This is a genomic window from Candidatus Methylomirabilis sp. (genome assembly GCF_028716865.1).
Lineage (GTDB): Bacteria > Methylomirabilota > Methylomirabilia > Methylomirabilales > Methylomirabilaceae > Methylomirabilis.
The window spans coordinates 1-13,955 of the sequence record NZ_JAQUOY010000008.1; the positions used below are offsets into that span (position 1 = coordinate 1).

Here is a 13,955-nt window from a genome sequence, read left to right on the forward strand (position 1 = left end):
CAGAATACCTTTACGCCGGCGGTTTCGTTGGTCATGGCGCTTCACGAGTCCCTCGCCGCGATCAGGGCGGAGGGTCTCACCGCGCTCTTCGCGCGGCATGACCGGCTTGCGCGGGCGACCCGCGCCGGTGTCAGGGCGCTCGGGCTTGAACTGTTCACGGAGCGGCCCACCCCGGCGCTGACCGCTGTGACTGCCCCGTCGGGTATCGAGGCCGGTGCTATCGTGAAGAGGCTTCGAACGGCACACGGCATCACCATCTCGGGCGGACAGGCGCAGCTTAAGGGGAAGATCTTTCGTCTGGCTCACCTGGGATATGCTGATGAATCCGATGTTGTTATCTGCCTCGCGGCACTGGAACGAACCCTCACCGACCTCGGCTATCCGGTTAAGCTAGGCGAAGGGGTGCGGGCGGCCCAGGAGGTGCTGGGCCAGACAGGCTGAGGGAAAATAGCTTTCAGCCGATAGCTGATCGCTGATAGCTGTTTTTTAGAGGGGAACGGATGCGAATTCTTGTAAGTGATGGTCTCTCGCCACGCGGCATTGAGATTCTGCGCCAAGCCGAGGCGTTCGAGGTTGATGAGCGGCGCAAGTTGAGCCCCGAGGCGCTGCAGGAGTGTATCGACCACTACGATGGCCTGATCGTCCGAAGTGCCACCAAGGTGACCGCCCCGATCCTGCGGGCAGCGCACCGACTGAAGGTGGTCGGGAGGGCGGGCGTCGGGGTGGACAATATCGACGTCGAGGCGGCAACGGCTCGCGGAATCCTGGTGATGAATGCCCCGAGCGGTAATACCCTGACCACCGCCGAACATACCTTCTCGCTCCTGCTGGCCCTCGCTAAGAATATCCCACAGGCCACCGCCTCGATGAAGGGCGGCCGGTGGGAGAAGGGCGCGTTCGTCAGTGTCGAGGTGGGGGGGAAGACATTGGGGATCATCGGCTTGGGTCGGATCGGAGGTGAGGTCGCTCGACGCGCGAAGGGGTTCGCCATGCGCGTCATCGTCGCTGATCCCTTTGTCTCTGAGGAGACCGCGACAGCGCTGGGGGTCGAACTGGTGGAACTTCCAGACCTGTTCCAACGGTCGGATTTTATCACGATCCACACCCCCATCACCCCGGAGACGTACCATCTCATCGATCGCGACGCGATCGCGCAGATGAAGACGGGGGTTCGGATCATCAATTGCGCGAGGGGCGGGATCGTCGACGAGACGGCCCTGTATGAGGCGATGAAGGCCGGCAAGGTTGCGGGCGCGGCGATGGATGTGTTTGAACAGGAGCCGACCACCGACTCGTCGCTGTTTACACTCAACAACTTTGTCTGCACCCCGCATATCGGCGCGGCGAGCGAGGAAGCGCAGGAGAATGTCGCTGTCGAGATCGCCCAGCAGGTCGTCGAGTACCTTCAGAAAGGGCTGATCAGGAACGCTGTGAATGCCCCGTCGATCGATCCAGCGCTGTACAAGGTACTTCAGCCGTATCTCACCCTGTCCGAGAAACTGGGCCGCCTGGCCTCTCAGCTTGCCGAGGGGGGGCTGCGCCAGATTCGGATCGATTACCGGGGCGAGATTGCGGGCTACGACCCGGCGCCGCTCACCGCGTCCGTCGTCAAGGGGACGCTGGACCCCTTTTTGGGCGATGAGGTCAACTACGTCAACGCCTTGGCCCTGGCGAAAGGGCGCGGCATACGGATCATTGAGAGCAAGGTGCTGGAGGAGGCCGACTATGCGAGCCTCATCACCGTCTCGGTGAAGGGCGACCGTGGCACGAGTGAGGTCGCGGGGACGCTCTTCAGCCGCCGAGAGCCCAGGGTCGTCCGGATCAACGAATTCCGCTTGGAAGCCATCCCCGAAGGGTACCTCCTGATCTTCTCCAACCTGGACGTGCCTGGGGTCATCGGGACGATCGGCACCCTGCTCGGAAAGAACCGAGTCAACATCGCCGGAATGCAGTTGGGACGGGAGTTGCCTGGTGGCCGGGCTGTGTCAGTGGTGAATGTCGACAACCCTGTTCCCGCTCATGTCATAGACGAAATCCGGCGGCTCCCCAATATCGTCTTCGTTAAGCTTGTGAAGGCCTAAAAACAGCCATCAGCAGTCAGCGATCAGCAGTCAGAAAAGGCTGAGAGCTGATGGCTGAATGCTGATCTTCTGATCTTCAATGAGCGACTTCGAATATTCCTCCAAGACCGCTATTCCGAAAGGCGTCCGAGTCTTTCCGCCGGAGGAGACCGCGCTGCGCCGCTGGGCTGAGCGCCGGATCCTTACGGTCTTTGAGCGATGGGGGTTCCAAGAGGTCATCACTCCGACCTTCGAATACCTGGAGGTCTTCTCGGGAGACTCGGAGGGGGAGGGCGGAGACAAGATCTTCAAGTTCGTCGACCGACAGACCGGCCGCCTGCTGGCGCTGCGGTACGACCCAACCCCCCAGGTGGCGCGCCTTGCGGCGACTACGTTTCGGCACCGTCCCTTGCCGTTGCGCCTCTCGTATGTGACGAATATCTTTCGCTACGAAGCCCCTCAGGCCGGTCGGCAGCGCGAGCGTGTTCAGCTTGGCGTGGAGTTGATCGGGCTGGAGCGGCCGGAGGCCGATGCCGAAATGGTGGCGATGGCGGTGGAGGGCTGCCGGGCCCTCGGCCTGCAGCGCTTTCAAATCGACGTCGGCCAGATCGAGTACGTCCGGGGGCTCGTCGATGCCCTGGGGCTCGGACCGGATCGACGCCGGGCGCTTGTCTCGGCTATCGACAGGAAGGATACCCCTGAGCTCGAGCTGCTCCTGCGAGGTCTGGACGCGGACGACAAGTCCAAGCGGGCCGTGCTGGATCTGCCGCTGCTCTATGGGGGGAAGGAGGTCCTGGCCCGCGCGGGTGATCTGGCGCCCAACCGGCGCTCGCAGGAGGCTCTGAGAAATCTTACCCAGGTCTATGAGGTGCTGGAGCAGTACGGTCTGGCGGATCAGGTGATCATCGATCTCGGCGAAGTAAGGGCCTTCGAGTACCACACCGGTGTAACCTTTGCGGCCTTTGCGCAGGGCCTGGGTTCGGAGATCTCGCGCGGCGGCCGATATGACGACCTGATCGGTGGGTTCGGGTATCCCTGCCCCGCCACCGGCTTCGCCTTTGACCTGGATAAGGTCCTGGAGGCTGTAGGTGCCGAGGGGCGGCCTCCGCTCCTTCCCGGCCAGAGGTTTCTGATTATCGACTTTAACCCCGACAAGCGGTACGCCCTTCGTATCGCCCGGCTTCTGCGAGAACAGGGCTATTCGGTAGCGAGAGATATCATCACGCGGGACCTGGAAGGCTCATTTGACTATGCGGTAGCATCCGGGATCGGCCGAGCAATCGTGCTGGGCTTCCCTCATCTGCCTCAGGACGAGTTATTCATCAGGGATCTTGCCTCGGGAACTGAGGAGCGGGTCCCGGTCGAGCGGTTTTGCGGCGAGATCGAACGTGGAGAGCGACGATGGCCAATGTAATCGTTGTCGGTACGCAGTGGGGCGACGAAGGGAAGGGCAAGATCGTTGATCTCCTCTCAGAGTATTTCGATGCGGTGGCCAGGTACCAGGGCGGGTCCAACGCCGGCCATACGGTCGTGGTGGGGGAGGAGAAGATCGTCCTGCACTTGGTCCCGTCTGGCGTACTGAGGAAAGGGAAGGTTTGCATCCTGGGGAACGGCGTGGTGATTGATCTGACCGCCCTTATCCAGGAAATGGATCAGCTCGGCAGGCTGCGCGTGAAGATCGAGGAGAACTTCTTTATCAGCAAGAACGCGCATCTGGTGCTCCCCTACCATCAGATCCTGGACGCCGAACTGGAACGGCTCCGAGAGGGACGGCAGATCGGGACCACGAGACGCGGGATCGGTCCGGCCTATGTCGATAAGATGGCGAGGACAGGAATCCGGGTGGGCGATCTGACCGACCGTGACCTCTTCAAGGAGCGCCTCCGCAGTAATCTTGAAGAGAAGCGAGCCCAGTTCCCCAGGCATCGGGAGCTGCAGGAACTCGATCACGAAAAAATGGCGGCGGAGCAACTTGAGCAGTTCGAGCGCATTCGCGGCTTCGTGGTGGACAGCTCCCTCGTCATTTACGATCTGATCAAAGCCGGGAAGAGCGTCCTGTTTGAGGGGGCGCAGGGAACCCTCCTGGACGTCGATCTCGGGACCTACCCCTACGTTACCTCATCGAGCGCCACGGCCGGAGGCGCCTGCACCGGGATTGGGGTGAGTCCGCTTACGATCGACGGCGTCCTCGGCGTTACCAAAGCCTATACGACGCGTGTCGGCGAGGGTCCAATGCCGACGGAGCTGACGGATGCAACCGGTCAGATGCTGCAGACGCGCGGGCAGGAGTTCGGAGCCACAACAGGGCGGCCGAGGCGCTGTGGCTGGTTCGATGCCGTTGCCGTCAGGTACAGCGCCAGGATCAACGGCCTCTCGGCCCTTGCCCTCATGAAGCTGGACGTCCTGGATGCCTGTGACTCGATCCGGATCTGCACGGGCTACCGCTGCAACGGTGCGACCCTTCGAGAATTTCCGAACGAGACCGGTCTCTTACAAGCGTGTGAGCCGATCTATGAAGAGGTGCCAGGCTGGAACGAGAGTATTGCCGGCATCACCTCATACAAGCGCCTGCCGGCTAATTGCCGGGCCTATATCGAGCGAATTGAGGGGCTGACAGGGGTCAAGGCAGGGCTCATCTCCACAGGGCCCCGGCGGGATCAGACGATCCTTCGCTCGACGCCGGCCTTGCGGCAGTGGGGGCTGGCACGCTAAGCTTCTTCTGAAACGCCCGCGTTTATAGCCTTCTGCATGACGACCCGTTAGCTCAGTTGGCAGAGCTCCTGCCTTTTAAGCAGGGAGTCCCGGGTTCGAGTCCCGGACGGGTCACCATAATTTCAAGTAGTTAGATGAGTTGACATGATGTTTTAGCGATGCAGACATCCTGCAGATTTCAGGAGAAGGTGTAGGATAGTGCAGACGGTTGTGCAGATGGACTGCCCACTGATGTGGGCGGCCCACCGGATTGGCTCGCGGAGGGCGTACGAAAATGGCTGAGGCTTCCATTCTACCCTCAAATAGTCTTGCCTGCCGCGTTGCGGGCGGGGAACATCACTCGCTTCCGGATAAGTTCCGAAATGGCTGTGGGTCGATCACGTATGTTGGTACCTCCGGCTGTCTCATGTTATACTTCGTCCGGTATTCAATGACACCTCTGTGGGGGGTCCCATGGGCACTACATTTACTATCCGTCTCGACGACAAAAGCGAGAAGGCGCTTCGGGAACTATGCACGGCGACAGGCAAGAGCCGCAGTGAGGTCGTCCGAGAGGCGCTGCGCCATGAGCAACTTCGGGTGGAACTCGCCGCTATTCGTGCGGAACTCGTGCCCAGGGCGCAGGCGGCTGGTTGGTTGACTGATGAGGATGTGTTCCGGGACGTCTCGTGAGGGTCTTCCTCGACACCAACGTGTGGGTCAGCGCCTTTGCCGCGCGTGGAGTCTGCGAGGAGCTGCTATTGCGCTTGCTGGAAGACGGATCGGTGCTCACCAGTCCGCTGGTCTGGGAGGAGCTTACAGAGGTACTCACGCGCAAGGTGTTACCGTCACCCGTTGTATGGCAACGGATCCGCTCGTTGTGGTGCTCGGCTGAATCCGTGGAAGATGCTCCGGCGGAAAGAGAGGACAATGATTCACGGCTCATCGCGGCCGCTGCCGCAGCAGGAGCCGATCTCTTCGTAACCGGCGACAAAGAGGTACTGGCGCGGAGCCATTCAGGGAATATGCGCATCGTCTCCCCACGAGATGCCTGGCTCATCCTCTATCCACCCGCTGCTCCGCACTGACCGCCCCGCGATACTAAGGATTAAAGGCGACGCATTGACGATCCAGTGCCTAGGCGGCATGGATCTCTTCTCGGATCTCGTCAAACGTCACTGGTAGGCCGGTGTCTCGCGGCGGTAAAACTCCTCCAGGAACTCGGCGCGGCTCAAACGCTTGATCCCCGCAGCCTTGGCCTGGGACACCGTGCCTTGGGCGTACCACTACACCGTCGCAGCGATTCGCATCTCGCGCGCGAACTCATCCGGTGCCAGACGTAGCGCGCCGAATATCGCCAGGTCGAAATCAAACGTGATCGTTGCCATGCCCCACCCTCATCACCGGTTGTGTTCTTGTGATGCGATCCGGCCGATTATGTGAACCGTCTCCGTCGCGTTCAATCCACCAAGCAGTTTTTCCAGCCATCCCGGTCTAGCCACTCTAGCGATACCCATTTTCGCTACTCCATCGCGCCCTTAGCGTGCTCTGATTTCCGTTGAAGAATGGCAGAGCATCAGCGGAAATGCAAAGTATTGCATGACGAGGCTGAGGCAAGATATCCGCGACTGCAGCAAGCGCTGTGAGCTAGATACTATGAGTTAATCGGAGAGTCGCGGGCTACTTGTAGGCATCCGTATAGCTGAAGTGCTCAGGTCGGTTGGTCCGTTCTCCGAGCGCACGCGCAGGGGCCAATACCGCGCGCTTGCAGCGCATCGAGGTCATTTATCGCCGGTTCCACCGGACCTACAGAAGCCCGAGCATTCAACGGGTTCTGCAGGGTGGAGTACACGGGCCGGCACGAAACGCGTAACACAGCTGATGCGGACGGCGGGCCTCGAGGGGCGGAAGTGAGGGTAACCCGTAGGGTCTCCGAGGCACATCGCTTCATTGAGGCGATCGACAACCTCCGGGTGATGACGGTGCCCCCCCCATAGCGCCACCAAGAGAGTAGGGAAGGCACTCGACCTTGACAGCCGTTTACGAGTGTGCAATATTAGTGACTATAAAGTCGTCCATGACCAATTAGTCAGAAATAACCTACAAGAGGAGGGGAAGGTGGCAACCGAACGGCGAGTGGAACGCCGAATGGCAGCAACGCGAGAGAGGCTCGTCAATACAGCACTGGCATTATTCGCCAAGCAGGGAATCTATGCCACGACCGTGGAGGATGTCACGGAGGCGGCCGATGTGGGAAAGGGGACCTTCTACCAGCACTTCCCTTCCAAGACCGCCATCATTCGACACCTGCTGCACGAGGGGTTTGGCGAACTCCTGAACCAGTGCCGCCATGAGGTGCAGTCGGCTGTGACTGCGCAAGAGCGCGTGGAACGCCTTTTGGAGGCCCAGTTCCGATTTTTCGGAAAACGGCGCGACCTCTTGATCCTGTTTCATCAAGTTCGCGGGTTAATCAAACTGCAACCGAAGGAGGCCCGCTTCCTCAAAAAGGAGTACGAACGGTACATTCGCTTTCTCGCCTCCCAACTTGCGGCGTCGTTAGACGGGAAGCGCTATTCGGAGGAGAGCTTACAGCAGATGGCATGCGCCATGGCCGGTCTCGTGACGGGTTATCTGTCCTACCTTGTGATCCTGGGCTTGAAAACAGATCGAGGGACAGAACTGGAAATCTCTACCAGAATGTTCCTGAAAGGGATCGTGGAACCATCTCAATAATGGGGTTGTCTGGGATGAGGGATTTCTCCTTCGTGTGAGTTTCATTGCATCAATCGGCTGGCAGGAACCCGTGGAAATAGACCTGGTGGTCAGAAAGGAGGCGACGGATGGAGCGAGGTATCTGAGAAATCGGCTGTGAAGGTGGTTTGCTATGCAAGGCGAGTCACTGGATCACCGAAAGTAGAGATCTAGTGATCAATGAAGGAGGAAGTGAGCAATGAAACGCTTGATGTCGTTATGTGGTGCAATACTGCTGCTGGCCTTCGGGGCATCCCAGGCCTTAGCCCACGGCGGTGGCAGCGATGCAATGGGTGACTGGGACAAAGCGGATGCATGCAGTCAAGAGAAGGGCCACTACATCGTTCACCTTACTACCTATCAGCAGAAACGTGAAGCCTCAGAGGTTCGCACGCTGCAAGAAGTCGGGTCGGTGCAGTTTAAAGAGGAATTTCAGTCGTATTGCGGAGGTGTCCCGAGAACCGGAAAGATGTGGATGGCCTTTGACCTGTACAATGAAGAGCTCAGAACGGTGCCTGTCTCTGTCCGGATTGTCGAAGCCGAGGAGGGGGGACACGAACACACGGCTGGGGAGGGGAATCACGACCACTCCATTGTGTCCTTGCCCCCGACTGTGTACCGTGACGGCACGGTGAGGGTCTATACTGAGATTCCAAAGGCCGGCCACTATATGGCCATCCTGAAGTTGGAAAAGGTCGGACCTGGCATTGCCCATCACCCTCATCCCGCGTCCGATCCCGGCGAGTTGAACCGGGTCATTCACAGTCACGGCAGCGATGATCCAACACAGGCAGAAATACGTGCTGTTGATCCCACCTACCGCTTTCCCTTTACGGTGGGTCTGCAGATGAAGAAGCACCTGCCATGGTATTTCTCAAATCTGGGGTTTCAACTGGCCGGCACATTGCTCGGCATCTCGGGCCTGGTCGTCGGCGTGCGATACTACATGAACGGCAAGCGGAAAAAGGAGGCCTGAAACTGGTCATTGGCGCCTCAGTGACCGACCAGGCCGTCATTAAGGAGGGAAAAACGAAGCAGCGCTTGGAAGGCCTCAAAGTTGGGAACCATGTCTGGATGAGGTTCGAGCGGGTCAGCTCCGGCGACATCGCACAGTCGATCGTCGTCAAACGGGTGGAGAAGCAGGAGTAGGGCGCGGAGAGGCTGGGAACGGCATTGTGAGCATCGGAGAATGGGTGAGAATGTCTAGCAAAAAAGGAGGGAGGCGATGAGTGAGATCGAAGGCTCCACCGAGGGGAACGAGATCAGGGGCCATCGCAGGGCCCAACGCATGAAGGCGCTGTGCATTGGCGCGCTCGGGGGGTTGGTGCTCCTGGCTGCCTGCGCGAAGCAATCCGGAGTCACCGCGATTCAACCGCCACCCCCCGACACTGGAGGGCCCCGCAGCGAGGTGGTGATGCCCCCGCCCGTAGTACCCGCCGAGCAACCGGTCAAGCAGGAGGCTCAAGCCGCGCGCCAGGAGTCGCCACTGAAGGACATCTTCTTTGATTTCGACAGGTCGAATGTTCGCCCCGATGCGAAAGCGGCTTTAGCTGATGACGTTGAATGGCTTCGGGTGCATGCGAAGGCTGCCATCACCATTGAGGGTCATTGCGACGAGCGCGGGACGAGCGAGTATAACGTAGCCTTGGGGGAGCGCCGTGCCCAAGCGGCCAAAGACTATCTCGCGGCCTTAGGCATCAACGCGAAACGTGTGACTACAGTGAGCTACGGCAAGGAGCGACCCTTTGTTCTCGGTCACGATGAGTCCGCTTGGAAGTGGAACCGGCGAGCCCACTTCGTCGTGGAAAGGGAGTAGGGAAGAACGTTCGGCATCGAGGACAGGGATCAGACCTGGACGTGGGTGTATGTGCGGGCGACATGGCCGGGCCCTCTCCAAGGAGCTGTATGTCAAGTTCACCGAATGTGGGGTCGTCGAGTCGTACTTTTACATCTCAAATCTGCCGGAAGAGGTGCAGCGGCACACTCGGTGAAGGTCTCGCGAAGATCGTAAGGGAGGTCGTCGTGTGATGGTCGATCATGCTCCGACTGGCGTCGAAATGGTCCAGCCTCTGCCATGGAGGCGTCGGCTCCAGTTGAAGACTGGTGATCTCCTGGCGCGTCTGAGGCTTCCACAGCCCACCACCCAGGTGCTTGTGGCCATTTCGGTTGGCATCGCGACAGGCTTGGGCGCCGTTGGCTTCATCCGGCTCTTGCAGCTTTGTACCGCCCTCTTCTTTGATGGCGGCCGCTGGCTTTTCTCCGGCCTCGGTCGGTATTATGTCCTCGTGCTCCCGGTCCTCGGCGGCCTGCTGGTGGGCCCGCTGATCGTCCATTTCGCCAGGGAGGCCAAGGGGCATGGCGTCCCGGAGGTGATGAGCGCGCTGGTGCTCCGAGGCGGTCGGATCCGAAGGCGGGTGGCCCTGGTCAAGATCCTCGCCTCCGCCATCACGATCGGCTCTGGCGGCTCCGCGGGCCGCGAAGGCCCGATGATCCAGATCGGCTCGAGCATCGGCTCCTCGGTCGCGCAATGGCTGCGGATGCCAACGGAGCGGGTGCGAACCCTCGTCGCCTGCGGGGCGGCGGGGGGCGTGGCGGCCACCTTCAATGCCCCCATTGCCGGCGCGATGTTCGCGCTGGAGGTCCTCCTCGGGCAGTTCACCGCGGACTTCAGCTTGGTCGTCCTCTCCGCCTTCGCCGCCGCGGTCGTCTCCAGGGCCATGCTGGGCGATTTCCCAGCGTTCGCCATCCCCCCGTGGGGCCTGATCAGCGAAAAGGAACTGCTCTTCTACCCCCTCCTGGGCGTCTTCTCGGGTCTGGCCGCCACCGCCTTTGTAAAAATCCTCTATGCTTTCGAGGACCTCTTCGCCCGCTCCCGCTTACCAGAATTCCTGCAGCCGGCGGTTGGAGGTCTCGCCGTGGGCGGCATCGGGCTCTTCCTGCCCCAGGTGTTCGGCACAGGGCTGCCGACCATGGGGCAGCTCTTGGTGATGCAGGTCCCCGTGGGCACGATGCTCGCCTTGAAGCCGGCCAAGGTCCTGGCGACCTCGCTCACGTTAGGGTCGGGAGGCTCGGGAGGGGTGTTTGCTCCCTGCCTCTTTATCGGGGGGCTGGTGGGCGGCACGTTCGGTTCGCTGGTCCACGCTCTCTTTCCTGCATTCACCGCCTCCTATGGCGCGTATGCCCTCGTCGGCATGAGTGCCACGTTCGGCGCGGCCGCCCAGGCGCCGATTACCGCGATCCTCATCCTGTTCGAAATGACCGGCGACTATCACATCATTCTTCCTCTCATGTCCACAACCATTATCGCCGTTCTGCTCTACCGGGAGTTCAGCGCGAAGTCGATCTATACGTTGAAGCTGGAGCGTCAGGGGATCCAGTATGGGGCTGCTCCTGAGCGGGACCTGATGGCGGAGATCCCGGTGCAGGAAGCCCTGACCCACCCGCTGCTGGCCATTCCTCGAGAGGCCACCATCCAAGAGTTGTTGCGGCTCGTCGCGAAGACCGGTCATGAGTGGTTCCCAGTCCTCGACGGCCATGACGAACTGGCGGGCGTGGTGACCTATCGGGACGTGGCGAAGGCCGTGGACGAGGGCCGGTTGGAAGACCAGGTGCTGGGGTACGCGACGCGCGACGTGGTCTGTGCCTTTTCCGATGACAGCCTCCGCGAGGTCCTCATGAAATTCCACGAGCGCGATCTGGGCCACCTGCCGGTGGTGGATTCCACCAACCAGAAACGTCTGATTGGCATCATCTCCAGACGACACGTGATCAGAGCATATAATCGCGCCCTGGCGCGCTGGGGGATCAGATCACCATGAAGCGCTTGGAGGGGCCGTAACAACTGATTCGTTCGTTATCGGGTGGGGCTTGAGTTCGCCGTCGAGCGGTCGCTTGAGCGATAGAGAGGCACAGCACGGGTCATTGTTTCGTAAAGTGGTGCATATAACGAGGAGATATCGTCGAGAACGGAAAGGAGCGAACCATTGCGGACAACGGGGAGCGAGGTGAGGCGCAAGACGCGAACGGCAAGGCTCCAGGGGCACTCTCTTCTTCAGGGCGGGGTATTGCTCAGGGGAGCTGTTCTGACGTGTAGTCTTCTATTGGTCTCAGTCCTGAATGGGTGGAGTGATGAACCTCCCAAGGAGGGTGGACATCACCATCATCGGCTGGTGGGACCTCCGCCGGAGTTCACGCAACAGAGAGGTCCGGCGACGCAACAGTCAGGTTTCGCAACGCCTAAAGGGTGGCGGTTTGCTCTGCCGGCTGGAGATCATCACGCGGGGCGGCAGGTTTTTATCGACTTCGAATGCTTCAAGTGCCATGAAGTGCGTGGTGAAGATTTTCCCGCACCCAAAGCCGAACAAGGGGATGTGGGATCTGTCCTCTCGGGGATGGGGGCGATGCACCCGGCAGAGTATTTCGCCGAGGTGATCATCGACCCGAATGCCTCCGTGTCCTGGCGGGTCAAGCGCCATAAGGCTGAAACAAAAGGATATCTCGGCGCTGATGGTAAATCAAAGATGCCCAGCTATAACGAGACCATGACGGTCCAGCAACTCATCGATGTGGTGGCCTACATGAAGAGCTTGACCGCCGGTGGGCATCAGCATTGACAAGCGGTTTCCGGTTCCAAGGTCCAGGTGCCCGTTGTAAAATCCCCTCAGGGCATCTGGTACCCCGGAACCCGTTGCGAACGCGCTGTTCCACCTTTGGCCTTCGACGCTCTTCCTGCTCCCGGGAGGAACCTTAGCCTCAATCTATGGGCTATTTGTCCGCTAAGAGTAGAATCGGCTCTGGTGAGCCTCCGGACAAGCGCGCAGCCTGATTTACCTTGACTTCTCTCGATTTATGGCTATGCTATATAGTAAGTATGATCCGCTAACCAATGTGAAATAAACGCCGGCTGGTGCCGCATGTTCGCGTCATTTTGCCCGGTCGCGGGGTGTTGGGGGTTGCTGCCGATCATCATAATGACTTCTTCTTATGACATAAAAGTGTGACAAGTTCTTCTAGGAGGGTCCGGGGATAGCGTTCAGCTCTTTCCGGAGGACAGAGGGTGGTCGGGCCGCCATCCGCGAGAAGCGGAGGCGGCTTTTTTATTTCACGAAACATGAACATCGGGTTGCGGCGGCTGAACACCTCTCTTGTGTGCGTTATTTCGACGGCGTCAACTGACGGTTCTAGTCTATGGAATGGAGGCCCATCGTATTCTTGAAGAGGCGCCATACCCACCCGGAGATTGGCGTTGTAAGTCCACCTTGACAGCCGTGAAGGAATGCATTAAATATATATATGGACTACATGGTCATAAATGACTATATAGTCAACCAGTGCCTATGAGAAGGAGGAGACATGGCAGTCGAACGGCGGGTGGAACGCCGAATGGCGACAACGCGAGAGAGGCTCGTCAATACAGCACTGGCGTTGTTCGCGACGCATGGGATCTATGATGCCACCGTGGAGGACATTACGGAAGCGGCTGATGTCGGGAAGGGCACCTTCTATCAGCACTTTCCTTCCAAGACCGCTATTATTCATCACATCCTGCACGACGGGGTGAGTGAACTCCTGGACCGATGCCGCCGTGAGAGTCAGCTGGCTAAGACCCATAAAGACCGGGTGAAACGCCTCCTGTCGGCTCAGTTCCGATTTTTTGATGAGCGGACTGACCTCTTGGTCCTGTTTCACCAAGTCCGGGGGCTGCTTAAACTGAAGCCGCGGGATGTGCGCTCTCTCCAAAAGGAGTACGACCGGTACATCCGGTTCCTTACCGCTGAGCTTGGGACCTTATTAGATCGGAGGCATTACTCCCGGACAAGACTGATGCAAATAGCCTGCTCGATGGCCGGCTTGGTGACGGGTTATCTGTCCTATCGAATGATTCTTGGGTTAAAGAAGCATGAGGCTATAGACCTCGAAGTGCCTACCCGCCTTTTCCTCGAAGGGATTGGAGGGAATGGCCAGGCGATGCCGTGAACCGATGGACAGGGTACACATGTTGCTTGTCTGTGCACATGGCTGCAAAAGGAGGGGGACTGCGATGAAACGCGTGAAGTATTTGGCAACGATTACGGCTATCTTGACGCTGACAGCATTGGGAGGCGCAACACCGGGTCTGGCGGCTGAGGAGCAGGTGGCCACATCGAAGGCCGCTGAGAACGCGCAGGGAACAACGCCCCTGATCCGCACCATCTCCGGTACGGTGACCGCGGTAGTGCCGGATGCCAAGACCTTGGTGGTTACAGTGCCAAGAGGGACGACCGACGCCCTGGTCGTGGGCGCCCGGGTGACGGATCAAACCGTCATGAAGGAGGGTACGGCGAAGAAGAGGTTGGAAGAGCTCAACGTTGGTGATCGGGTCTGGATGAAATTCGAGCGGGTGAGCGACGGTGATATCGCGCAGGTGATTGTGATCAAACGGGGCAGGCAGCGAGATTAACACAACACAGCACC

14 protein-coding genes, 1 tRNA gene and 1 pseudogene are annotated in these 13,955 nt (G+C 59.6%); all 16 read left to right on the plus strand.

The genetic code is table 11. From position 1 onward, the window contains the following. A pseudogene (locus tag PHV01_RS04795) lies at positions 1 to 441 on the plus strand (alanine--glyoxylate aminotransferase family protein); the annotation flags it as partial. Positions 442 to 500: 59 nt separating this feature from the next. After that, a complete protein-coding gene (serA, locus tag PHV01_RS04800) occupies positions 501 to 2,081 on the plus strand; it encodes a phosphoglycerate dehydrogenase (RefSeq protein ID WP_337290009.1) in 1,581 nt (526 codons plus the stop codon). 79 nt (positions 2,082 to 2,160) lie between these two features. After that, a complete protein-coding gene (gene hisZ, locus PHV01_RS04805) occupies positions 2,161 to 3,474 on the plus strand; it encodes an ATP phosphoribosyltransferase regulatory subunit (RefSeq protein WP_337290010.1) in 1,314 nt (437 codons plus the stop codon). Then, positions 3,462 to 4,772 carry an adenylosuccinate synthase gene (locus tag PHV01_RS04810; RefSeq protein ID WP_337290011.1) on the plus strand — a complete coding sequence of 437 codons (1,311 nt, stop codon included), beginning with the start codon at positions 3,462 to 3,464 and terminating at the stop codon, positions 4,770 to 4,772. Before hisZ ends, PHV01_RS04810 begins: the two co-directional genes overlap by 13 nt. 41 nt (positions 4,773 to 4,813) lie before the next feature. After that, positions 4,814 to 4,889, plus strand: a tRNA-Lys gene (locus PHV01_RS04815). A gap of 336 nt (positions 4,890 to 5,225) precedes the next feature. After that, entirely contained in the window at positions 5,226 to 5,444 is a 219-nt protein-coding gene (locus tag PHV01_RS04820; protein WP_337290012.1) for a ribbon-helix-helix protein, CopG family, read from the plus strand. Then, complete coding sequence (locus PHV01_RS04825) at positions 5,441 to 5,839, plus strand: putative toxin-antitoxin system toxin component, PIN family (protein ID WP_337290013.1); 399 nt, start codon at positions 5,441 to 5,443, stop codon at positions 5,837 to 5,839. The genes PHV01_RS04820 and PHV01_RS04825 overlap by 4 nt, the downstream gene beginning before the upstream one ends. Positions 5,840 to 6,869: 1,030 nt before the next feature. Continuing rightward, the gene (locus PHV01_RS04830; protein WP_337290014.1) at positions 6,870 to 7,484 is read left to right on the plus strand and encodes a TetR/AcrR family transcriptional regulator; all 615 of its coding nucleotides are present in this window, start codon (positions 6,870 to 6,872) and stop codon (positions 7,482 to 7,484) included. Positions 7,485 to 7,701: 217 nt separating this feature from the next. Beyond that, positions 7,702 to 8,478 (plus strand): hypothetical protein, encoded by a 777-nt coding sequence (locus tag PHV01_RS04835; protein WP_337290015.1) that lies wholly within the window; start codon positions 7,702 to 7,704, stop codon positions 8,476 to 8,478. A 20-nt stretch (positions 8,479 to 8,498) separates the two neighbouring features. Further along, a complete protein-coding gene (locus PHV01_RS04840) occupies positions 8,499 to 8,651 on the plus strand; it encodes a hypothetical protein (protein ID WP_337290016.1) in 153 nt (50 codons plus the stop codon). Positions 8,652 to 8,727: 76 nt separating this feature from the next. After that, the gene (gene pal, locus PHV01_RS04845; protein WP_337290017.1) at positions 8,728 to 9,318 is read left to right on the plus strand and encodes a peptidoglycan-associated lipoprotein Pal; all 591 of its coding nucleotides are present in this window, start codon (positions 8,728 to 8,730) and stop codon (positions 9,316 to 9,318) included. A gap of 49 nt (positions 9,319 to 9,367) precedes the next feature. After that, positions 9,368 to 9,493, plus strand: coding sequence for a hypothetical protein (locus tag PHV01_RS04850; RefSeq protein WP_337290018.1), 126 nt, complete (start codon positions 9,368 to 9,370; stop codon positions 9,491 to 9,493). A 36-nt stretch (positions 9,494 to 9,529) separates the two neighbouring features. Continuing rightward, positions 9,530 to 11,320: a chloride channel protein gene (locus PHV01_RS04855; protein ID WP_337290019.1), complete on the plus strand. Its 1,791-nt coding sequence runs from the start codon at positions 9,530 to 9,532 to the stop codon at positions 11,318 to 11,320. A 165-nt stretch (positions 11,321 to 11,485) separates the two neighbouring features. Then, on the plus strand, positions 11,486 to 12,115 hold the full coding sequence (locus tag PHV01_RS04860) for a c-type cytochrome (RefSeq protein ID WP_337290020.1): 630 nt from the start codon (positions 11,486 to 11,488) through the stop codon (positions 12,113 to 12,115). 739 nt (positions 12,116 to 12,854) lie between these two features. Next, positions 12,855 to 13,478, plus strand: a complete 624-nt coding sequence (locus PHV01_RS04865; protein WP_337290021.1) for a TetR/AcrR family transcriptional regulator — start codon at positions 12,855 to 12,857, stop codon at positions 13,476 to 13,478. A gap of 64 nt (positions 13,479 to 13,542) precedes the next feature. Next, a complete protein-coding gene (locus tag PHV01_RS04870) occupies positions 13,543 to 13,941 on the plus strand; it encodes a hypothetical protein (protein ID WP_337290022.1) in 399 nt (132 codons plus the stop codon). Positions 13,942 to 13,955 lie beyond the last annotated feature (14 nt).